Consider the following 22,037-nt stretch of genomic DNA (forward strand, 5'->3'; position numbering starts at 1 on the left):
ATGAAATCTCTGGTTCAAGCTCCTCTACCTCTGCCTCCTCTTCTAGTTCAACTGGCTCTTCTGGAACAAAAACATCAACCAAAGCTGCATCTGATAGTGACAAAGCGAAAGCTAAAGAAGATGCTAAAAAAGAACTTGAAGAGCTCCGTACTGAACAAAAGGAGAACCAGTTCAGATTAATTGATGACTGGATTCTACAGTATTCTAACGCTATCGAAAAAGTTCAAAGTAAAATCGATAAATCGTCCAATAAGCAATCAATAATGTATGTAAATTCTGAGGAATGGCGAAAAGAAGAACAAACTCAAGTCAGCTTAATTGGACAGCAGTTAAAACTCCGAGAAGATGAAATAAAGAAAATCAATGAGTTGATGAAGCAGAAAAAGATTACTTCTCAGGAGTATAACAAGCAGATTTCTGATATAGAGACTCAAATGTTGGCTGATGAAGCAGAGATCTATGCAAAGCGTGAGAATGTAATTGAGTCATTCATTGGAAGCTATAATGATAAGTTAGCAGAACAAGATCATGCTTTGTCTCTGTCTGAGGCAAATCTAAAAGGATTAACCGAAGGTTCGGTAGATTACAATAAAGAATTGCGTAGTCAGATCCCCATCCTTGAGGAAAAGAATAGTATTGTTGCTAAAGAGATTGAATATGTAAAACACCTATTAACCAGTGGAAAACTCAATGCTGAGCAAACGGTTAAATACAACAACTTACTTAAAGAACTTAATCTTTCCCTGCTTGATACCAAATCAGCCTTAACTGATGTTAATGATAAGCTAAAAGAGCTCCGCGAATCTGCTGCTGACAATATCATTGATGAATACAAAAAAGTCATCGAACAGCAGCGCGACTTAGAACTGGAAGCTCTTGATCAACTCCGTGATAAGGAAGACAAACGTCACGAAGAGGCCATGAAGAATATTGATGATGAACAAAAGAAATTTGAAGACTACATCAATGCACGTCTAAAGGCTTTTGATCGTGAAAATGCAGATGTTGATTATACTGAAGAACTTCAAAATAAAATGGATGAGCGTCAGAAAGTTCAAGACAAGTTGAATACCTATGCCATGGATAGAACTATGGAAGGGAAAGCTAAACGTGATGAACTTGAGAAGCAGCTTGCAGCCATTGATGAAGAGATTCGTAAGTTTCAACGTGATCGAGAGAGAGAGCTCATTAAACAAGGCTTACAAGATCAACTTGACGACCATAAGAATTATAACGATGAAATCAAAGATGAAGAAGACAAACTCCATGATGACACGCTCGATAAATTGGATGAAGAAAAGAAGAAAACTGAGCGTAAATACAAAGATATTCTTGAAAATCAAAAGTACTTCTATGATCTTAAGCAAGGCTTGATGAGCAATGATGCAATAGTTGTCACAGCAACACTCGGCACAATTGGTCGAGAGTACGATAAGTTATTTGCCACTATTAAAGATCATACTTTTGAAACCTCTCAAGCGATGCAGAATATGGTTTACGACTTCCAGAAATCCATGGAGAGTCTAAATAAGTATTCTGGTGGTGATTACTCTGCTCCTAATTCTGGTTCATCCAGTGGTTCTAATGGAGGTACATCGGGCTCAACGGGAACTATTAAAGGCACAACCGCAGCTCGTGTAGCGTGGACTGAGTATCTGAGTAATAAACAATCTGCTGAGTCGATTAAAGCAGAAATGGCTAAACTTGATAAGGCTTCAACTCAATACAAAAATCTTAATCAACAGTTTGATACTCTGAAAGCTAAGAATGATCAGTTACGTTCAGTCTATGGATTCCCTGATGGCAGTTTTAAGGATCTCGTAAATCAGAAAATCTTTAGTGCTAAAACTGGTGGTATGACTCCTAGTGATGTGCCCGCAGAGGGGCAGTACATCTTAGCACATAAAAAGGAGCTAATTCTTAAAGAGTCAGATACAAGCAATATCTTGAAAGTAGTAGATGTTGTGCGTGGTATCACTGATAAGATTAAGAGTGGGTTAAATCTCGCTGGGCTAATGCCTAAAGCTACATCTTCCCCATCTAGCAATGATAATAGTGTACGTATAGATAAAGTTGAAATTTATGCAAACGACAAGGAATCTGGCGACAGTATTCTCAATAAATTAAGCAGTGCGTTTAACAGTAAGTTAAAAACAAGAACGATTTAGAGAGGGTAACCCCCTCTCTTTTTATTTTACCTTGAAAGGAGTGAATACATGCTAGGAGAAATAGATTATAAGCGAAAACCTATCCAACCCCAATACTTTTTGGCTAAACCTGATAGAGAAATTATCAGTAAACTTAGTGAAATATTCAATGATAATATCGATGTGAAGTTGAACGATGTCGCCGAACTCTCTTTCACTCTCCCCTACTTCCTCGACAAACATCATAAATTAAAACCCAATAAAAATGTGTCATTGATAAAAGAACGCTATCTAATCAAAGTTGTAACTGGATCTCAAATTGATTGGTTTATGGTGAACGATATTGAAGACAATATTGATGATTCAGATGTGATGAATGTTAAGTGTTATTCATTGGTACGTGAATTGAGTAATAAATTGATAAAAAGTTACTCTGTAGAAGCTTATGGAGCGGATCAAGTACTTAATGACTTACTCACAATGGGAAATACTATTTGGGATATTGAGTATATTGATGCCGATTTTATCTTAACGAGAAGAGCTTTCGAATACCCCTCATCTACTGTTCTTGAAGCGATTTATTCTGTTGCCGAAAAATATAATGCAATCGTTACTTTTAATACAGATAAGCGAACACTTCGAATGACCAAACCTGAACTTACAGGCAACAACAGAGGTTGGACAGTTTCACACGGTAAGCTAATGAAGAACATGATTCGTAATACCAGTTCGGAAGAAATGGTTACACGTCTCTCCGCTTCTGGTAAAGATGGACTGGGTATTCAGAAAGTTAATCCAACTGGACAAAATTACATTGAAAACTACGGATATTGGATCTATCCATTTGAACGAGATGCCAATAAAACAGTGATTTCATCAAGTCATTGGATGTCAGATTCGCTTTGCCATGCCCTACTCGACTATGAAGCGTTTGTTGAAAGTAAGACTGGATTGTTTAAACAATACCTTGAAGAATTAGAAGGTTATGAAACACAGCTAAACACACTGAAAATTGATCTGAATAAGCTACAACAAGATGAAAAAGTCGTACAAGAAGTAACACTTGCTCAGCAGTTTGGCGATAAGATGTATTTTGAAAAGTATCAACATAGCGGTAGTTCATCGAGAGAATTTAAACTGAACAAGGGCTATAACTATGCGGCAATGATCAAGGTTGACTCTTCCTCTGGTTTAACTGTTAGTCTAAATGGCTCTTCCAAATCAACCGTTTCAGGACAATGGGTTCTGTTAGGTAAACTAAACAACTTGGAGACAACAACAATTACCGTGAATGGTACATCTACGGGTGTATTCATGCAGGTTGCCACCATTAGTATTGAAGAGTATCAAATGGCTGGTAATGACAATGTAATTGTAGAGAGATACAGTTTAGACAATAAAGAAAATCAGATCAACCTTAAGCAAATTGAGATTAGTAATAAGTTAAATCAGATTACAAATGTTCAAAACCGAATAAACGGACTGCAAACTTTATTGGATTCAGAGAACAATTTTACAAGTGCTCAACTACAAGAGTTGAATTACTTTGTAATTGAACGTGAGTTTGCAGATGACGTATACATAGATGAGCAAGACCTTTACGATGCAACCTTAGAGAAATTTAAGGAGTTACAAGTCCCTCAACTCTCTGTTGAGATTGATATTGTTAACTTTTTGGAGATCGTTGAGGAACAACGTAATTGGGACAAGTTAACTCTTGGGGATTTCGTTAATGTAAAGTATGAACCATTGGATATAGCGTTGACAGCTAGGATTAGCGAGATTAGTTATGACTATGGTGGTTCGAGTATTAAGTTGACATTGAGCAATGCTAAAAATGTGAATGATGAGAGTACTCGGATTGAGAAATTTCTAAGCAACAGTAAGAACACTACTATTGTTGTAGGTAACGGCAGACCCGATTGGACTAAAGCAGTAGCTGATTCGTCAGAAATGAGTCGACTATTTGAAAATGTATGGAACAAAGTTACCAATGAAGTTAACATGGCAAGCAATGAATTTGTTACACTGGATCGCACAGGGCTGACGATAGTCGACCCAAATGACCATCTTAGATTCCTAAGGGCGACTCATGGTGTTATTGCACTCACAAGGAGCGGAGGCTTAAAATACGAGTCTGCCCTGACCGCTGATGGACTGATTGCAGAGCAAGTCCTTGGAAAAATAATTTTAGGACAGCGTGTAGTTATTGGTGACACAACGGGCGTATTTACAATCGAAGGCTCAAAACTGATGATTGATGATCGCTGTGGTCGCCCAGTAGTAAGGTTGGGATTAACCTCAGAACTGCCTGATGTATTTGGGTTACATGTAAATCGATATGCTTCAAGTAATTGTAATGATAGGACTATTACCAACGTATCAGGCATGGACAATTCTAGAGGATTCTATATAGATAAGATTCGTAATGGAGTAACTTCGAATGTTTTAGGTTTATCTTTGGATGGTAACTTTAGATTGCGTGTTGGCGATGATAATCAAGTTATTGTGATAAATGAATTTGGCCTTGGGATTGGATCTGATGTGTGGGCCAATGCTCCGTTCCGAGTGGATTATTTTGGAAATTGTTACTTAAATGCCCTGTTTGCAGATCGAGCCGAGATTAAAAACTCCAAATTCCTGAATGGAGCAATTGAAGGTTCTTCTCTAACCCTGCGTGATGGAGATGGAGTGTTTAAGATTTTCCCAAAAATCGGAATGTGGGCTGGAAGAATATCAGAGGGCGCAGAAGATTTCGATAATGCAGCGTTCAGTGTGGATCTCTTCGGAAACCTCAAAGCTCACAAAGCTAAATTTTACGGTAAGGCTGGAGAACTGCTTATTGATACTGATGCTGGAGTTATAGATCTTGACCATTTCGATATGATCAATGTCGGCAAGCTGATGGCTGAAATGTTAGAGGTAAACACGATTCTTGCAGATGATGGTTACATCAACAACCTCACCGTAAACCGATTAAAGACAATTGGTAAAGATGCCAATGTTGGTCAGTATATCGACTACATTGATATACAAGATAATTTCCAGCGGTACGTTACAGCTCAAGTATCAGCAAAGGAACAGGCAAAAGATTCTCGTAATCGACTCTTATTTTGGCAAGACAGTGAAAAACGTATCTTGACCACAGAAAACACTGGTATTATTGCATATTCTTATACTCTCCCTAAAGAAAGCATGAAGATTAAGCGGGAGACAACTTTTGAGGGCTCTGGTGATGCAGCCCAACCTGTTGAAAAGATTGGTACAGGTGATGGCGGTGCTAATGATCGAGCTAAAATGGTCAACACTAAATACAACGGTGGTTATAAACAAGAGTACAAAGCTTCAAATACAGCTAAAGTGCGAAGTATTGATTACAAAGATGATGGGGTTTATATTATCTCAGCAGAAAGTAATGTTCAAATAGCCAGCAAAGAATTTAACATTATTGCCGATGGAGGGAATGTAAAGATAGCATTGCCAAACGGTACTACATTCGAGATGACATCCACAGGAGACATTAATGCCAAAGCATCCCGAAATATGAACTTCGAAGCAGCAGGGACTATGAATTTAAAAGCAAACCGCATAAATTTAAACTAAACATTTTCAGTCAATTAACCGATAAACATAGTATAATTTATCTAATTATACAGGAGAATTTTACTATAAACTTCGGAGGTACATACCATGAAAAAACTAGTTTCAAAAATTCCTACATTTATGTTAGGTGCAATCGTAGGTGTGGTTGCTACAGCAGGGTCTGTGGCTGGGGCAGCTACATATTTTAAAGCAACCCAATCAAGTGTGAAAATCGTGGTAGATGGAACTCAAGCAAAGTTATCTGATAGTCCACTTAATGTGAATGGAAAACTATATCTTCCAGTTAGAGACACCGCAAATGCTTTGGGTTATTCAGTTGAATCCGTTACCAGCTCTCAGGTTTCATTAAAAGAAGGAACTTCTACTTCTCAATCGACAACAAATAGTAATATAACAAATGGTCAAAATAGCTCAAACTCAATTACTCCAAGTTCAAGTAATAACACGACAACAAGCAAAAAGGTGAACAATTTGAAGGAAACATACTCAACCGATGATAAGTTAGATGCTGAAAAGTTGCGTACAGCATTGAACAACGGTACTCTAGATGTAAATTCCGTTGATAGTGTGACTGGCAATTCACTATTACACCTAGTGATTTTAGAAAATAACTTTGAAGCATATAAAGCCATAAAAAGAAATGCTCTCGATCCGAATATTCAGAATAACGAAAAACAAACCCCTCTTCATTTAGCTGTAATTAGCAACAATAGTTTCTTTAGAGGAGAACTCTTGGATAATCTCAAAGTTGATGCTTCTCTGAAGGACTCGAATTCTAAACAAGCCATTGATTACACCGAAAAAGGATCTAGTGATTATTATCGACTTCAAATTTATATGATGTAGACTAACTAAGAAGCTCTTATGGGCTTCTTTTTACTTTCTCCTTTTCAGCAAAACAGGAATCATATCAAGTATCTGGAGTTTGTCTTCCATTGTTAGAATTTCTCCTTCGAAAGACAAGTAGTTATTATTTAACATTATCTTTTGAAGATCGTTCTCTTCTATCTTCTCATTGACCCCATAATCCTCTGGTGTTTCTTCAATTGTATAACCTTTGAACCCATTCTCATCATATTCAAATTTATAGGCAAGTTGATTCCATAAGTACCCCGCCTTAATTAAAAGGTCTTCATATGGATGATTGTATGCAACAGAAAGTTTTTGCAATGCATCTGGAGTTACTTTAATTGGCTTATTTGTTCCGGGTCTTACACCCTTCTCTATCGTACTTATATATGTGTAACTCAGTCCACTTTTCTCAGCAATGGTTCTAAGACTTTCCTTACCACGAAGCTTTCGCAAAAATTGACCTAGTTCGATAGCACTCATACTTGATGGATTCATAGACTACTCCTTCTCGCTTGTTGACTATAGTCAATTATATCTTAGTCATAGCAAAAGGTAAATCAAGATTCACTTGTTCAACATGATTGACAAGTAATAAATACCGATGTACTATTTTGATAACAAGTACTTCTTGTAAAACAAAATAGGAGTTGATATCATGCGTACCAAAGTTCAATATGTTGCCCCTTTTGATTCATTCGAGAATATTTACTATGTCAGAGATCCCTATGGACGTGTGTGGCACTCAATTGGGAAAGACGAGAAAGATGCTACACAACAAGCCAAAGGTAAAGAGGAAATATTAAACTACATGCTTTATAATCCCCACAAACATAAGAAATTCCACAACTACGACTTCAAAAATTTAATCCTCGACATGTTGGAACAAATGAATTTGGAAGATACATATGAATACGAATTTGTTTTGGAATGGAACGCCAATGAGGTGTTTGAGTTTATGAAGAAGTCCTCTCTCATGCCTTGCGATTTGCTGCTGGAGATTAACAAATATCAGCGAAGAATGTTAGAGGATATTGAGTTATGAAAAAAATAATTCCACTATCACAAACTCATCCTGATTCACTGAAACAATGGAATTTTAAAAAGAATACAGATATTAAACCTACAGATGTCTCGGCTGGCAGTCATAAAAAAGTCTGGTGGAAATGTAAAAAAGAACATGAATGGGAAGCGGTTATTTATTCACGTAGTTATGTAGGCTGTCCTCGGTGTAAAGAGTCAAAGGGTGAATTATCAGTTCAAAGATTTCTTAATGCAAATAAAATCAACTATAAAGGACAATGGACTTTCTCAGACTGTATTAATAAACAATCACTACCTTTTGATTTCGCAGTTTTAGATAAATGTAATATGATAATGTGTTTAATTGAATTTGATGGTGAATTTCACTATAGACCCATGATCGGTGAAGAAAGACTACAATATATACAACATAACGACAAAATAAAAGACGACTATTGCAAAGCTAACAACATCCCACTAATACGCATCCCATATTGGGATTTCAAAAACATTGACTCGACACTCACCGAGCGATTGACTGAATTGGGTGTCCTCTCTCTTGCTTTAAGTTGAGGTTTAATAAAACTATCCATTACCGTAGACCCACTCCTTTAGGCATGGTATAATCATTCCATTATTAGGAAGTGAGGTCTACATATGAGTGAAGAAAATAAAATGGTTATGTATATGTTCGTGTGGTTGGGATTATTTGTTTTGGGGTTTATAACAATGTTCCAAGTTGGAAGGTATCATCCTATACCTATAATATTAATGTCCACTGGGTTTGTGTTTTTAATTATGCATGGGAATATCGCATACAAATTCAAACAAGCACAAGAAAAAATAACTAATGCAAAAGGGGATGTTAGAGTCCTCACTATGGAGTTAGATAAATTAGAAAAGATGTATGCTAGTAGTATGATTACCGAAGAAGAATATAACTTTAAAAAAGATAGCCTTAAAACTCAATACTCGGGTTCTGTTGAGACTTATATACATAACAGTTAGCACTCACTATTTGAGTGCTTTTTATATTCCCATGAAAGCATACTTTTACCACCTATTTCATTTAACTTCAACGTTTTTAGTTCGTATAAGTCATAATATAGTTGATAAAAGTGTCGCATATACATTGTATATGTTATATAATTTAACTAGACCGAATTATCAAAAATCCGCATTAAGAATACTAATTTTAGAGATTCAATCATACAATCTACTGTCTAATGAAAATAGATAGGAGATGATTGAATGACTAATAGAAAGAAGGGAAAGAAAATGGCAACATTAAATGTGAAAAGTCCTGAGATCACGTTGAAATCAGAAGAAAAAGTAAAACTGTTCACAGATCTGTTGTTTAACAGAGGGAAAACAAACGAGGAATTAATTAAGAAGATTAAGTCAACACCTTCTATTCCTAGAAGAAAAAAATAATTATATTTTTGGAGAAAACCCATGTCACTTGAATTTGATTTTATTTCAGAAGATTATATGGATAAAGTATTGAGCTTTGACTGTGGAAATGATTCCGTAAATGAGTTTTTACAAGAACATGCTCTTGAACTACATCAGTGCAATTTTTGTATAACAAAACTATTCTTCAAAGATGATGAAATTGTTGGCTTCATCAGTACTCGTTTGGGGGAGGTAGCAGTTAACTCAAAGGATATTGATCGTTTAGGCCTAGCTGGTACACTCCCTAAAAATCCTTATTACAAAAATCAGAAGTATCCAATTGTACATATTCAATTCCTAGGAGTAGATAAAAAGCATAAACGCACTGGAATAGCAAGGCTTGCAGTTACCCAAGTGTTAGCTATGACAATTGACTTAATAGAAAATATTGGTTGCAACTTTGTTTATTTAGAATCCTATCTCGACGAAGAACCCATTAAATTTTATGAAAGTCTGGGTTTCTATGAACTTGAAAAAGATGAGGTTCTAGGTGTCGCTAAAATGTTATTCAGTATACCTCCTCAATATTTTGAGTATGAGCGATTAGATTAATAGTTTAAATGAAATACCGATTTTACATAGAAATTAGCTACTAAAAAGCCTTATAAATAGGGCTTTTTTATTTGTCCAAATTTTATATTGGAGGTGATTTGGATTACAATACGTGACTCCCTTTACTTTTCATTCGCTGGTGAAACTTCCGTTAAACATGGACTCATCAACGTAAATTTAAACAGTGGTATGCAAGAAGAGATGTTCTTTCCTTCTAGAGAAATAGTTGAGGAAAAAGTTAAAGGTAATGACAAACCATATTTTATGAGGACTGAAACTGAACCGCTAAAGTTTTCGGTCTCTTTCGCATTTGAAGAAACATGGAACACAGAGAAAATACGTGAAGTGGCAAGATGGTTGACTCAGCATGATTATTATCAAGAACTGTATTTTACTAATGATCTTGCAATAGGAACCGAACGTATTTTCTACGCCATGGTTGTCGATGATTCCACTTTGGTTCATAACTGTCTCAAACAAGGCTATATCAACTTGACCTTTCGCTGCGATTCCCCCTACTCATACTCCCCCATCATGACATCTCGTACATACCAATGGAATTACACTCCAATGGAGATCAAGAAGAATACATACTTAACTGGAACGCATCAATCAACAATAACTAATCCACAAGGGAATTTAATACTTAATCCAGCAAAGCCAAAATGGTCAGACTTTGAGACAGGTACTAAATGGTCAGATATTTAAAGAAAGGAGAATCAAATGTCTACTGAATCAAATAAACTTAAACTCAAGATACCCTCCTTTACAGATGAAATAGAAAAAACTATCAGAGAACTTGGAGATAATTTTAATTTACTTGATCTCATATCAGATGATTATGTGTCCGCCACTCCTACTAGTGGAGACTATTTAAGAACTAAGCGTTTATACAATAGCGCTCCTATTTATGAAGGCTATGTTGGTTGGGTAAATGTCCGCACAGGTAAAGCAGCTCCATTCTGGCAAAGGCTTAAGAGTCATACCGTTGGTGATTACATTATACCTAGAGTTGATAATGGTCATGTTTATATTTGTGTCCAATCTGGCACATCGGGACATACAGAACCTGTCTTCCCCGTCTCCACTGACGCTCAATTCAATGATACTCGATTAGCAAGTACGTGGGCTGCTACCACACAGTATAAACTTAATGATATTGTTTTGCCTACAATAGAAAATGGTCGATTTTACATATGTATTCAGGCTGGTGAATCTGGCAATACGGAACCACCTTGGCAAACTGTTGATGGTGCTACCACTTATGATAAGAATGCTTCATGGGCTACCTACAGAATAACGAGGTGGAAAGAAGCTGGATCTGCTGCTCTCTTCTACCCTTTCGGTAAGATTGGATAGGTGAGATCATATGACAACATGGCAATCCATTATCAATTTAAAAGGAAACTATACATCTGAACCAATCCCAATTCCAATTAGTGCAGATGGTGTACTAAGTAGGATATCATGGGAAAGTGTTGAACCATCTGGATCTAGTCTGGTTGTCCAAACTAGATTTACCCGAGACAATCTCAACTGGTCAGAGTGGCAAAACTGTATAAATGGTGCTCATATCCCCGATGTTGTTGAAGATGTAGGATTTTACAATGTGAGCATTATGTTCAGAGTGTTGATTATGAGAAATACATATAATGAAGTCCCAGAATTTAAAGGTATTACTTTTAATTTTGAGCCTGTTCTTGTCTTCGACAACAAAGGCGATAAGAATTGTTATCCTGAGATATGGATCACTAAGCAAGGTAATGGAGATTTTAGTATAGTTAATTCTTCTCATAACAACGAAGAGTTTAAATTCAAGAACCTTATTCATGATGAAACTGTATTTGTAGACAATGAGAATCAAGACATTGAAACTTCATTGGCTGTAACTTATCGATACAAGGATTTCAACAATAACTATCTCTCATTCCCTGTTGGCAAAAATATATTAAGGGTAACTGGTAATGCAGATATCAAATTCAGATATCAATTCAAATTGTTACAATAGGAGGTTGCATGACTGGAGTAGCATACAAAGGTTCAACAATTCAGGAATCGAATAAAAGCGGACATGTATCGTATGTTGAGCGCTATCAAAGTGGTACAACTTGCTCATCATGGGATCAATTCGGCAACTGTACGGGCTATAGTCCTGTTTATAGCACCACTACACATACTACTGGTGCAAAAATCACTGGAACAGTTAACTCAACCTCAACAGTTTATGTCAATGGACAACCAATCGCCTCAGTATCATCACCTACACAAGAACAATGGATAGCTGACCCCTCTCCTTCCCCTAAACTTGGTGGATCAATCATATCAATCAGCCCGGGTACATCTGGTTCAGGATCAGGCCAAGTATCAACAGGTAGCTCAACTGTTTTCGTTGGTGGTAAAGCGGTGTCTAGCATAAGCAAAAATGTAACAACACATCTTAGCACTACAACTCCGATTACCTCTGGCAGTAGTAATGTATTCGTTAACTAAGGAGGTGAACAATTGCCAGATTTAAGTACATATCTACAGTACAATGACCCCGTTACAATTATCTCTCGTAGTGGAACACCGCAAGACCCCTTTATTGATCGAGCTGACTCACTACCTGTTATAAACGGCATGATTACCTTACTAGAACTCCCCTCCCCTACTGATAAAGTTAACATAGCTGGATTTGTTGAGATTGATCAAGAAGTTTTTGAGAATCGACCATACATCAATGAACACGAATTTTTAGTTCACTATGGAATGGGAGTAGTTCAATTCAACTCCTCTCAAGAGGGGACGGCTCATCTTTGCAGGTACAAGGGAAGAGGCTTGATAATGTACCCTGCCTCTCGTATTTATGCTATGGTGGCGCGCAATCCAGATGTAGTTATCACATTGCAAGATTATATTGATCAAATCCAAGCTAAGATTAACGAGAATCAGATTGCATTGGGTAAGATTGAAGATGCCATTAAGGAGTCACAAGCTCAGACAGAATTATCTAAAGTGGCAACCGACAAGGCTAATCTAGCTGCCGAAGACGCAACGCAATCAGCAATCAAAGCAAAAGATGCCTACAATACTACCCGCCTTGTGTACAAAGAACCCGTTCAGGACTTGTCAGAACTCCGTTTAAAATACCCTCTTCCTGAAATCGGATGGACGGCACAGACATATAAAGATGGTAAAAGATATAGATATGACGGGAAGAGCTGGATTGAAATCGATATATTCGGCTCAAATTTGCAAGTTGTCAATGAGTTCAAGGATGGATTAATGAGTGTTGCTGAACATTTAAAACTCAAAGATATGCCTTTGGAATTGCAAGATAGAGTAATTGTGTTGTGCAAAGACTCATATGTATTTCAGGAACCCATAGGCATTCTAGCACCCTTCCCTTTCAACGGTGAGTTGGTTGATGTTAAGGGTTTTTGTGGTGTCGCTGGAGAAACGGAAACAGAGATCGAGATTGAAAGAACGCGCAATTTTAATACATGGCTAAATGTGATGAGTTCGAATCTAAAATTCAATCCACAGAGCCATTACGACAATAAAGCAGCGGTAATTCAAACAAAGCAAGTATTAGCAGGAGATATTTTTAGAATCAATGTTAAAAAAGCAGGATTGAATCTGCAAAATCTAACAGTCCACTTAACTATAAGAACATAGAAAATACATATTGGAGGAACACAAATGCAACCAATTATCTCATGGAGAAATTCGACTCACACGCAAGAAATTACAGGGCCATTTGATTATGGCGTAATCGATGCCGATAGCAAAAGTCCAATCTACATATTTAATGTATGGAATAACTACAATGGTGCAACGGATGTATCTAAAATGGAAGATTGCACAATTACTACTCGTGATATGAGCGGTGGTACGGGCGATACGGTTGGAAATGAAGTTGAAGTTGTAAAGAACAACTGGTTTCATGTTCAAGTAGACTCTCTAGATGAGACAGATATTGACGAGGAAAGCTCTCGTGTAGGCAAGGATTTTTCAAAGCCAATAGGCACAAAAGGAACAACAAAGAAAGACCACTCTGGAGCGAATTACACAACTCCAATAAAGCCAGGAGTAAAAGAAATCCTTGGTGTAAACAACAATGGTAATCCACAAGATGCAGCAGGTAACTATGTAACACTGTCTATTCAATGTGAAGTACCTTTGAATGCTCGTTCAGGGAAACAAAATTTCAAGAAAAGAATTTCATATCGCTTTGTGTAAATAATTACATATACTCATATCTCAATTGGACAGGGTAACTTCCTGTCCTCTTTTTTTATTATAAGGAGGTTTAACTTTGATCCTAGGAAATAGACAATATACTCGCTCTCCAGTTCCACAAAAATATATTTGGATTGCAGATTATTATGATGACACTTGCTTGACAGAATACGATTTAGAGTCTAAAAAACCAAATGACTTTTACATTATTAATAGAGATAAATTAATCAGTTTTGGTATTGTTGGACAAGGATCGCAGCTCTATTACAACGTTGCTAATGGTGTATTTCATGTTAATCAGGATCGCTTTGCTGTTTCATATATTGTAGATGATGAAGAACTACCTCTAACCGGAAGAACCTTTCTATATAATGACATCATTCAATTTAAAAATGGTTTTTCTGAAGCTACCTTGAACACCAAAGACAGAGAAGGAAAATTCAAGAATAGTATTGACTGTTTTAATTTTGGCTACAAGAAGACTATGAATCTTAATGATGTGAATATCAACTACCAATGTATCTTCTCTCTTCCAGATGTAGAAATTCCTTACTTACAAATTAAAATCACATCAGATAAGGATTTGGATGGTCAATTAATAATCCGCAAGAATGGTATTGTCATAGATCGAATAGTTGCTCCATTGAAAGCTAATCACTCCGGACTGATAAATTGGGAGTTGAGATAAATTGAGCACAAAAGAAATTGGACTCCCCATTTCCTTAACTGGGGGTGTGCATGATGGTACAGAAATCAAAGATGGAAAACTACAACTCAAAGTAGTTGCTACAGATTCCACAGGCAAATCAGTCTATGCTTCAAAAGGTTCTTGGGAATCTTCTATTATTTCAATTGGAGATAAAGTAACTGCCTTTCAACGAGTAGTCAAAACTATGGTGGGTACTGGTTCAAATGTGGATTACAAAATTTATACAAAGTCATCCACGAATAATATAGACTGGACTGACTATGTTGAGATTACATATGTAGATGGGAAAATAAATAGTCCTGTGGGGTTGTATGCAAGAATTAAGATTGAACTATCCTCAACCCCTGTTCCTGCGCTGCTCACTGTAGATGAGTTTACAGATGGTAAATACAATACAAACTATGTCTCATCATCTGATGGAACTTTAAGATTAAAACGTAACATTGCTCTCTCCCCTACTGTATCGGTACATGAAGACGGTTATCTTTATCGCACAAAATTTGAGCGTAACAAATTAAGCAAGATTAACGGAATAACGTTTCAGTAAATGAGGTGACAACTTGGCTAACTATTCATTGATTCAGGATTCGGTGAACTATAAAACATTTAAGAATAACGCTTGGATTAATTTATCAACAACATTGCCACTTAAAAGCTTATTTATTTCGGATGGCATAGTTGATCTTAATGTGTTTAATCGAAGTAGTAAAGTTATTGTACAAAACATGACCAACAATGGAGTGCTTGGTTCAGGCAAGGTTTTTAAATCAACAGTAAATTTAAAGAAATATATTGAGATCACAAATTTATCTGTAAAATAATGATTTCAATTAGAAAGGAGATGGACTGTTTATGGAGATTTTAAATATAACATTAAATCCTAATGATATGGGTTCAGGCAATACCCTGAGTAACGGGAATTTAACTGTGTCAAGTACCAGTTATGGTGTACGTGCAACGCATGGGAAAACATCTGGTAAATGGTACTGGGAAGTGAGCCTTATTAGCGGAACCGATCTAAGATTTGCTTTGGGAATATCAAATAAATCATATTCTTTTACTAGCATAGTAACTACAAGCCCAAACTGGAGATCTTTTGGTGGTAACGGATATAGATATCCAGAGAATAGTAGTTACGGTACTGGATTGGCAGTTGGAGATGTAATTGGAGTAGCACTAGATTTAGATAATGGAAAATTGGAGTTTTACAAAAATGGTGTGAGTATGGGTATCAGTCATACCGATGTGAAAGAACTTGGAGAGGTTTATCCAACTATGGGTGCTTTAATAGCAAGTAACAGTACTGCCAGAGTTGTTACTTTTAATTTTGGTGCGACTCCTTTTGCTTACAAGATGCCTAGTGGATTTTTAGCTTATAATAGTAAACCTTCAAATAAAATCTTACTTTCATCTGGCGATAATAAATACTATGGATCAACAGAATATGTCTATACAGAAAATTTGATTCCTCAGTTAACAAGTGATACATCAACTGTAGGAACCGCAATAGCAAGCAGTGTGAATAGTGCGACATATGCCGCATGGAAGGCTTTTGACAGAGACATATCTACAAGGTGGGCATCCATTGTTACATCTGCTTCATATGTAGGATTTGCGTTTCTGGAACCTAAAAAAATCATTAAATACACGATTGCATGTAATGCCCAAAAATCCCTAGATTGGACATTTGACGCTTATAGTGAAATCTCTAATACTTGGGTAACATTGCATCAGGTAACAGGAATAACGTGGAGTAATGATGCGGAAGTTAAGGAGTTTGTATTTAGTAATGAAAATTTCTATAAACAGTATCGAATAAATACGACGAGAACAAGTGTTGCGGGACCATCGATATCTTCAATCGAAATGATGGAACAAAAATCTATTGTTGTAAGCATAATTGAGACAGTATCGTTGGACGAAAGAACCATTATGAAATATGGTTCAACCAACTTCCCTTTCAATAGTAAATCTGAAAGGAAAAGACACATTCTATTGAATAATAAATCTTACAATTCAGGCAAAAACTTTGAACACACAATTGATATGTCAAAACGCCGAGTAGACAAGATTATACTTGGCTAAATTTACGAGGAACACATCTATATGGTGTGTTCTATTTGTTTTTGAAAGGAGATGGGTTAATGGCAATTTCAACAGTAACTGCTATCCCAATAATGACATCAAATACTGCTCCGAGTGGTATTGCTAGTGCGAGTAGTGCAGACGCATCGTTCCCCGCATACCTAGCTTTCAATGGAGTTTTTAACGCTACAGGATGGCGTGGTCTTGGAGCAACCAACCAGTGGCTAAGATATGAATTTCCAACATCCAAAGCAATAGCTAAATATTCCATCGCAACTTGGACTCCAACTAGGTCAGTGAAGAGTTGGACATTTGAAGGATCGAATGATGGAACGATTTGGGAAGTTCTTGATACACGAATAAACATAACAACTTGGGTCGCTGGTGTTAAGCAAGAGTTTATTGTCGATTCGTCTAAGGTAAAAAGCTATAAGATGTACAGAATAAATTGCTCTGTTAACAATGGAGATGCTTCATATACTGATATTTCAGAATTAGAAATGTTTGAATGGCTATATTCGAATAAATTCTTGATTTCATCAGAAGATAAAATTTACTCAGTTAAAACAAAAACAACAGACACAATTATGACACCAATTATGACATCAAATATTTTACCAAGTGGTATTGTTAGTGCAAGCTCAGTTCAAAGCTCCTCGTATGAAGCATGGAGAGCATTTGATAGAACTATAACAATTGAATCTACATGGCGTTCTGCCATCAATACTACATCGAATTCATGGCTAAGATATGAGTTTCCATCACCTCAAGTTATAAATAAATATATACTTAGATGCTGGAAACAGTTAGCACAATCACCAAGTTCGTGGACTTTTCAAGGTTCAAATAACGCACAGACATGGACTATATTGGATACAAAAAGCTCTATTTCAGGTTGGGATGTCAATGATTCTTTATCAGTGGATATCACAAACAATACACCGTATAAATTCTACCAAATCGTTTTTACTGCAGCTGTCTCAGGTTTGTATTATATTATCACAGATTTCGAATTGATAAATTCAGTAAAATATTCAATTTTAGAAATTAATGAAAATTCAAATGAAGAGTTATTTTTGAGCAAGGGAATGGATAAGTCGATTGTTGTAGACTTAAATGAAAATTTCGAAAAAACAAGTTTTTCAACAAAGGAAATCGCTCCAATGGGAACAGGTAGAGTGTTTAGAAAGTCAATCGATACAACTAAAATACCAATCAAGAAAGCCTCGATCACATAAGTATGTAAAATGATTGTTTGATTTAAATTTGAGAACGGAGATGATCTTTAAAATGGCTAATTATTCAACGATCAATGCAATACCGCTAACTACAAGCGCAAACTCAAATATTATAGCTAGTGGATCAAATACCACATATCCTATATATGGTGCTTATGACAGAAATCTAAATACAGGTTGGACATCGAATACAGCACAGAAGGGTTGGCTTGGCTATAATTTTCAACGTGACATAATTATATATAAATATAGCATTGCAGTTGTAGGTGTACAGTATGCAGCCACACCAAAATCTTGGACTTTTGAAGGTTCTAATGATGGATCTAATTGGACTGTTTTAGATAGCCGATCAAACATTATCAACTGGAGTGCTGGTGTTTTGAGGCAAGAGTACACTATTACCAATCCACAAAAATTTAAATTATATAGAATTAATGTAACCGACATAGGCAATGCGGGAGCTTACGTCCTGATAGGCGAATTAGAGATGTTTGAAATGATCCTTGAAAGTAGGGTTTTGGTGATGCATAATCAATCCTTCAAAAAATATCATAGTGGTTCATGGATTGAAGTTTCTAGTAGTCCTACAGAATCAGATTATTTGAATGGAAGCACATTGAGCGAATTATCTCTCATCCCCGAAACCGCATGGTCACAACTTAAAGGTGAGGTTGAATTATGTTATTACACAGACGACCCAGCCAAAACAGAGGTATCCTTCAATATCGAAACTGAACCCTTTACCCTCGCACAAGAGTGGGAAGACAAAGAAATCAAAATTATAGAATACACTGATGACCCAAATCAAACGGAATCAACGATTACAATTGAAACCGAACCTTTTACCATCTATGACGAATTGGGTGATAGTGTGGATGTTCTATACTACACAGACGATCCCTCTAAAACGTCAGCTGAACTAAATATCACGGCTAATTACTCCCCATTGGATGAACTTGAGGGAGATTTTGACGTGGTTACGTGGAGTGATAATAATAATCCCAAAACAGTTACATCCTCATCTATCCCCTCTCCTCAATCCATAATTCAAACAGACGATTATTATATGTTTGGTGATCTACTTTCTATTGTAGATAAACTCAATTCTACAAATGGGACTTTAAGATTTGCGGTCTCGTTCAATGAAGGTGACACTTGGGAAGTGTGTAAATTTGGTAAGTGGAAAACTATCGACATCTCAAGTTTATTCACATTCAAACAAAGCGGAATGAGTCATTATGATCTCTCTCTTATCGGTTCAAAATCGCTGAAAGACAAAGGGAATAAAATTCGATTCGCTTACTACATTGAAGATAATATACATAACTCTGATGCGGGTATTCAAATTGACAATATGAAACTTAATATCAACTCAGCTACAGAAACAATTAAGATGGATAATGTAGCTTTCTATGTTTTGAATACTAATGCAACTATTCAACTTTCTCTGACGGGCGGCAAGTTGACTGGAGTCCTAGATGATAGCGATAAAGGTAGAGTTCAATATCGAATACTCCTCAATGATAAACCTTACTATCCATCTGATGGTAGTTTTACTCGATTAGCTCCCTCGCCTCAAGATATTGATATCAACATTTCTGATCGAGATATTATATTTAATCAACCTAACAAACTCAAAGTGGAGTTCCAAGACTATTGGGGAGAAACTGATTATTGGGAAACTACATTTATTGGTTCCTATTCTGGATTGATGTTTATGGATGAGTCGGGAGAATATCTATCAGATACATTTGGTGGAATTCTGAAGCAGCTAGACTTTGGAGTTATCATAGCTGGACAAACAACTCTAACTCAAAAAGTCAGAATAAAAAATCAACTTGGATATGCTATTGATAATGTCTATTTAGAAATGGATAAGAAATACGAACGAGATGGTGTTGTGGTCGAACTATCCAGACAGGCCAACCCATTCCTCCCCATTGACTATCTGACATATGGACTCACACAGCCAGATGAAACAATTGATTTTTATGTGCGTATAGCAACAGACATGAGAGCACAGCCCAATCCAAATGGTTTATTTGAGTTAGTGGTAAACGCTGATCGTGTTTAAATCTCAATACAATGAGATGAGGAGTGACATTTTTGTACTATGATGACCATGATACGGAGGGGATTCTATATGTAAAAAGTCCCTCCAACCGTTTTACAAGTAAATACATATTATATGTTCAAGATGAGACAAGATTAGAATCAGAACTAGTTATTGCTGCAAGAAGAGAGTCAACACTAGATTCAGCTATTTCAATTAAGTCGTCTATACAAAACAAAGATATATCAAGCAGTCTTAACGTAATGTATCGATCCAATAGTGATTTAGTTTCAACAATTGAGGCTGTAGCGTTTAGCGAATTAGAATGTTCCATTAATGTTAGACCACACAATAGAACTCAGGGTAGATTTGAGTTAATTGAAGCCCCTCGTACAGTCATTGACTTAAAACCTATTGGCGATGCAACCACTCGAAGTCGAATCGATTTGCAAACAATCAACTATGGCGACACACAACGAATGATGGTTGGTCATGATACTGTTGAGGAGTTTGAGTCTTTTGTAAACTTTGGAGATTTGAAGGTTGCTATACCCGACCTTCTGTATCTCGAAGATGCTAAATTGAGATTATATTACACAGGAACAATTAAAACTGGTGCTAATATTGAGATTTATCAGCCTAGCACAATCTGGCGTGAGTATGGAATTACTTATGCCAATAAGCCACGATCTGAGGAAATACTGGCGTATCAGTACACAGTTAATACGATTGAGAAATATATTGAAATCAATGTATTAGAAGTTCTGAAACGTTGGCAAGATGGGTCATTAAACAACTATGGATTGAATATTAAGTCTGTCGATGATACTCCTATCTATTTTAATACTAGGGAGTCCAGTAAGCCTCCAATACTCCAAGTCAGATACATAACCTCTGCCGTTCAATCTTATGGTCGAGCAGAGATGGATTCAGAGTTATTTATTTATCAAAAGGGCTATAAAGATATTAATTCCACATTAACTGTACACAGCGACAGAGGTTTGCACTATTTAGATTCGTTCCTTTATGTTCACAGATACGAAGATCCAATGTTGAAAGAAATGGACAGCGTACTGGGCATAAGTCGCCCAGATATATACTCTTCGTTAACTGTGGCTATTCGTACAGAAAGTGAAATTGATTCAAGTGTCACGATTATTGAGAGTCGAATAGTTGAAATGGATACATCATTAGCCGTATCTATTCCTGAGTTGCTATCAACAATAACTATTGACCCTAAGATGAGCTTAACTAGTGAAGTATCAATTGCAAATCGAGCATTTGACGATCTAAACGGTAACATTGTAATTTCTAAGCCCGACATAGCCTCCTATGTTGAAGTGTCTAACTATACTCGTATTAGACATGACTTGAGTTCTGAAGTGTCCATTAGGAATGAGTTCTACGATGATACTGAATCATTTATAGCTATATCAAATCCTGAATTGTCTGGTATTTTTACTATTCGTGAGCAAGGTTTTGGTGATCTCAACGCAATGATCGACATACCAAACCTCAATTATCAGGAGGGCTTCATATCTGTAAATCGTCCTGACATGGATGCAGAATTTTACATACGTGGTGTTTATGACGAAGATATCGAAGCTTACGTAAACATTAGAGCATATGATGATTATGAATCGAGTATTGGTATATCAAGACCAGATATTAACTCAGAGTTGCTCATACGTGCAGTAAGAAATTCAGATATTGAATCATTTATTGATGTTCCAGCATTTGAGGATTGTGAGTCAATCATCTCTGTATCAAGACCGGATATGTATTCCACACTAGAAATAAAATATGTATCTGAACAAGATGGTACAATTTATATCAAAGATAGAGAATACCTAGATAGTTCAATTGATATTAGACAGTTCAGTGATATGGAATCAACCATTATGATTAAACAGTTTACAGAGGTTGCATCGGAAGTGGTTATATCTAAGCCTGATCTTGGTGGATTCTTGTACCCTAGAGTTGGTGGCCTTCATGATATTGATGGACTAGTGAGTATCCGCAAACGCGATGTTAGTGACATGAACTCCACTCTAATTATTAGAGGCGCTTCTTCAGGTTCTTATTATTACATATTGTAAGTT

General features: G+C 36.4%; 22 protein-coding genes. 21 read left to right on the forward strand and 1 reads right to left on the reverse strand.

Annotation, left to right across the window (positions count from 1 at the left end):
• The 3 genes from CS562_RS33055 to CS562_RS22540 form a co-directional block, all read left to right on the forward strand.
• A partial coding sequence (locus CS562_RS33055; protein ID WP_180287205.1) for a coiled-coil domain-containing protein occupies positions 1 to 2,168 on the forward strand: 2,168 nt, incomplete at its 5' end.
• Between the two features lie 48 nt (positions 2,169 to 2,216).
• The gene (locus CS562_RS22535; RefSeq protein ID WP_099858275.1) at positions 2,217 to 5,750 is read left to right on the forward strand and encodes a phage tail protein; all 3,534 of its coding nucleotides are present in this window, start codon (positions 2,217 to 2,219) and stop codon (positions 5,748 to 5,750) included.
• A gap of 87 nt (positions 5,751 to 5,837) precedes the next feature.
• Positions 5,838 to 6,596, forward strand: coding sequence for a stalk domain-containing protein (locus CS562_RS22540; RefSeq protein WP_257219581.1), 759 nt, complete (start codon positions 5,838 to 5,840; stop codon positions 6,594 to 6,596).
• Positions 6,597 to 6,626: 30 nt separating this feature from the next.
• Here CS562_RS22540 and CS562_RS22545 read toward each other — a convergent pair whose 3' ends face one another.
• A complete protein-coding gene (locus CS562_RS22545; RefSeq protein ID WP_099858276.1) occupies positions 6,627 to 7,097 on the reverse strand; it encodes a helix-turn-helix domain-containing protein in 471 nt (156 codons plus the stop codon).
• 160 nt (positions 7,098 to 7,257) lie between these two features.
• On the opposite strand from CS562_RS22545, the gene CS562_RS22550 reads away from it, so the two are divergent.
• From CS562_RS22550 to CS562_RS22630, 18 genes are all read left to right on the forward strand, one after another.
• Positions 7,258 to 7,644, forward strand: coding sequence for a hypothetical protein (locus CS562_RS22550; protein ID WP_099858277.1), 387 nt, complete (start codon positions 7,258 to 7,260; stop codon positions 7,642 to 7,644).
• Positions 7,641 to 8,195: a zinc-ribbon domain-containing protein gene (locus CS562_RS22555; RefSeq protein WP_099858278.1), complete on the forward strand. Its 555-nt coding sequence runs from the start codon at positions 7,641 to 7,643 to the stop codon at positions 8,193 to 8,195. Before CS562_RS22550 ends, CS562_RS22555 begins: the two co-directional genes overlap by 4 nt.
• A gap of 84 nt (positions 8,196 to 8,279) precedes the next feature.
• Complete coding sequence (locus CS562_RS22560; RefSeq protein WP_099858279.1) at positions 8,280 to 8,630, forward strand: SHOCT domain-containing protein; 351 nt, start codon at positions 8,280 to 8,282, stop codon at positions 8,628 to 8,630.
• Positions 8,631 to 8,873: 243 nt separating this feature from the next.
• Entirely contained in the window at positions 8,874 to 9,056 is a 183-nt protein-coding gene (locus tag CS562_RS22565; RefSeq protein WP_099858280.1) for a hypothetical protein, read from the forward strand.
• Between the two features lie 21 nt (positions 9,057 to 9,077).
• Positions 9,078 to 9,629, forward strand: a complete 552-nt coding sequence (locus tag CS562_RS22570) for a GNAT family N-acetyltransferase (protein WP_099858281.1) — start codon at positions 9,078 to 9,080, stop codon at positions 9,627 to 9,629.
• Positions 9,630 to 9,722: 93 nt separating this feature from the next.
• The gene (locus CS562_RS22575) at positions 9,723 to 10,337 is read left to right on the forward strand and encodes a phage tail domain-containing protein (RefSeq protein WP_306554809.1); all 615 of its coding nucleotides are present in this window, start codon (positions 9,723 to 9,725) and stop codon (positions 10,335 to 10,337) included.
• Between the two features lie 15 nt (positions 10,338 to 10,352).
• Positions 10,353 to 10,988: a hypothetical protein gene (locus tag CS562_RS22580; protein ID WP_099858282.1), complete on the forward strand. Its 636-nt coding sequence runs from the start codon at positions 10,353 to 10,355 to the stop codon at positions 10,986 to 10,988.
• 10 nt (positions 10,989 to 10,998) lie between these two features.
• Positions 10,999 to 11,637 carry a phage tail family protein gene (locus CS562_RS22585; RefSeq protein WP_099858283.1) on the forward strand — a complete coding sequence of 213 codons (639 nt, stop codon included), beginning with the start codon at positions 10,999 to 11,001 and terminating at the stop codon, positions 11,635 to 11,637.
• Positions 11,638 to 11,645: 8 nt separating this feature from the next.
• Positions 11,646 to 12,119 carry a hypothetical protein gene (locus CS562_RS32640; protein ID WP_125477314.1) on the forward strand — a complete coding sequence of 158 codons (474 nt, stop codon included), beginning with the start codon at positions 11,646 to 11,648 and terminating at the stop codon, positions 12,117 to 12,119.
• 12 nt (positions 12,120 to 12,131) lie between these two features.
• Entirely contained in the window at positions 12,132 to 13,286 is a 1,155-nt protein-coding gene (locus CS562_RS22590; RefSeq protein ID WP_099858284.1) for a hypothetical protein, read from the forward strand.
• A 24-nt stretch (positions 13,287 to 13,310) separates the two neighbouring features.
• On the forward strand, positions 13,311 to 13,850 hold the full coding sequence (locus CS562_RS22595) for a hypothetical protein (protein WP_099858285.1): 540 nt from the start codon (positions 13,311 to 13,313) through the stop codon (positions 13,848 to 13,850).
• A 76-nt stretch (positions 13,851 to 13,926) separates the two neighbouring features.
• Positions 13,927 to 14,538, forward strand: coding sequence for a hypothetical protein (locus CS562_RS22600; protein ID WP_099858286.1), 612 nt, complete (start codon positions 13,927 to 13,929; stop codon positions 14,536 to 14,538).
• A gap of 1 nt (position 14,539) precedes the next feature.
• Positions 14,540 to 15,106: a hypothetical protein gene (locus CS562_RS22605; protein WP_099858287.1), complete on the forward strand. Its 567-nt coding sequence runs from the start codon at positions 14,540 to 14,542 to the stop codon at positions 15,104 to 15,106.
• Positions 15,107 to 15,119: 13 nt separating this feature from the next.
• Positions 15,120 to 15,380 carry a hypothetical protein gene (locus CS562_RS22610; protein WP_099858288.1) on the forward strand — a complete coding sequence of 87 codons (261 nt, stop codon included), beginning with the start codon at positions 15,120 to 15,122 and terminating at the stop codon, positions 15,378 to 15,380.
• Positions 15,381 to 15,411: 31 nt separating this feature from the next.
• Positions 15,412 to 16,644 (forward strand): SPRY domain-containing protein, encoded by a 1,233-nt coding sequence (locus tag CS562_RS22615; protein ID WP_099858289.1) that lies wholly within the window; start codon positions 15,412 to 15,414, stop codon positions 16,642 to 16,644.
• A gap of 59 nt (positions 16,645 to 16,703) precedes the next feature.
• Positions 16,704 to 17,882, forward strand: a complete 1,179-nt coding sequence (locus CS562_RS22620) for a hypothetical protein (protein WP_099858290.1) — start codon at positions 16,704 to 16,706, stop codon at positions 17,880 to 17,882.
• Positions 17,883 to 17,934: 52 nt separating this feature from the next.
• Positions 17,935 to 19,956: a discoidin domain-containing protein gene (locus CS562_RS22625; protein WP_099858291.1), complete on the forward strand. Its 2,022-nt coding sequence runs from the start codon at positions 17,935 to 17,937 to the stop codon at positions 19,954 to 19,956.
• A gap of 32 nt (positions 19,957 to 19,988) precedes the next feature.
• Complete coding sequence (locus CS562_RS22630) at positions 19,989 to 22,034, forward strand: DNRLRE domain-containing protein (RefSeq protein ID WP_099858292.1); 2,046 nt, start codon at positions 19,989 to 19,991, stop codon at positions 22,032 to 22,034.
• The last annotated feature ends 3 nt before the right edge of the window (positions 22,035 to 22,037 follow it).

The organism is Paenibacillus sp. LK1, from assembly GCF_002750415.1.
GTDB lineage: Bacteria > Bacillota > Bacilli > Paenibacillales > Paenibacillaceae > Paenibacillus > Paenibacillus taichungensis.

What these genes read in the sequence shown, in the direction of transcription:
- CS562_RS22535 (WP_099858275.1), top strand. Translation starts at nt 2,217, where the DNA reads ATGCTAGGAGAAATAGATTATAAGCGAAAACCTATCCAACCCCAATAC.
- CS562_RS22615 (WP_099858289.1), top strand. Translation starts at nt 15,412, where the DNA reads ATGGAGATTTTAAATATAACATTAAATCCTAATGATATGGGTTCAGGC.
- CS562_RS22620 (WP_099858290.1), top strand. Translation starts at nt 16,704, where the DNA reads ATGGCAATTTCAACAGTAACTGCTATCCCAATAATGACATCAAATACT.
- CS562_RS22550 (WP_099858277.1), top strand. Translation starts at nt 7,258, where the DNA reads ATGCGTACCAAAGTTCAATATGTTGCCCCTTTTGATTCATTCGAGAAT.
- CS562_RS22570 (WP_099858281.1), top strand. Translation starts at nt 9,078, where the DNA reads ATGTCACTTGAATTTGATTTTATTTCAGAAGATTATATGGATAAAGTA.
- CS562_RS22565 (WP_099858280.1), top strand. Translation starts at nt 8,874, where the DNA reads ATGACTAATAGAAAGAAGGGAAAGAAAATGGCAACATTAAATGTGAAA.
- CS562_RS22540 (WP_257219581.1), top strand. Translation starts at nt 5,838, where the DNA reads ATGAAAAAACTAGTTTCAAAAATTCCTACATTTATGTTAGGTGCAATC.
- CS562_RS22555 (WP_099858278.1), top strand. Translation starts at nt 7,641, where the DNA reads ATGAAAAAAATAATTCCACTATCACAAACTCATCCTGATTCACTGAAA.
- CS562_RS22625 (WP_099858291.1), top strand. Translation starts at nt 17,935, where the DNA reads ATGGCTAATTATTCAACGATCAATGCAATACCGCTAACTACAAGCGCA.
- CS562_RS22545 (WP_099858276.1), bottom strand. Translation starts at nt 7,097, where the DNA reads ATGAATCCATCAAGTATGAGTGCTATCGAACTAGGTCAATTTTTGCGA.
- CS562_RS22595 (WP_099858285.1), top strand. Translation starts at nt 13,311, where the DNA reads ATGCAACCAATTATCTCATGGAGAAATTCGACTCACACGCAAGAAATT.
- CS562_RS32640 (WP_125477314.1), top strand. Translation starts at nt 11,646, where the DNA reads ATGACTGGAGTAGCATACAAAGGTTCAACAATTCAGGAATCGAATAAA.
- CS562_RS22585 (WP_099858283.1), top strand. Translation starts at nt 10,999, where the DNA reads ATGACAACATGGCAATCCATTATCAATTTAAAAGGAAACTATACATCT.
- CS562_RS22580 (WP_099858282.1), top strand. Translation starts at nt 10,353, where the DNA reads ATGTCTACTGAATCAAATAAACTTAAACTCAAGATACCCTCCTTTACA.
- CS562_RS22560 (WP_099858279.1), top strand. Translation starts at nt 8,280, where the DNA reads ATGAGTGAAGAAAATAAAATGGTTATGTATATGTTCGTGTGGTTGGGA.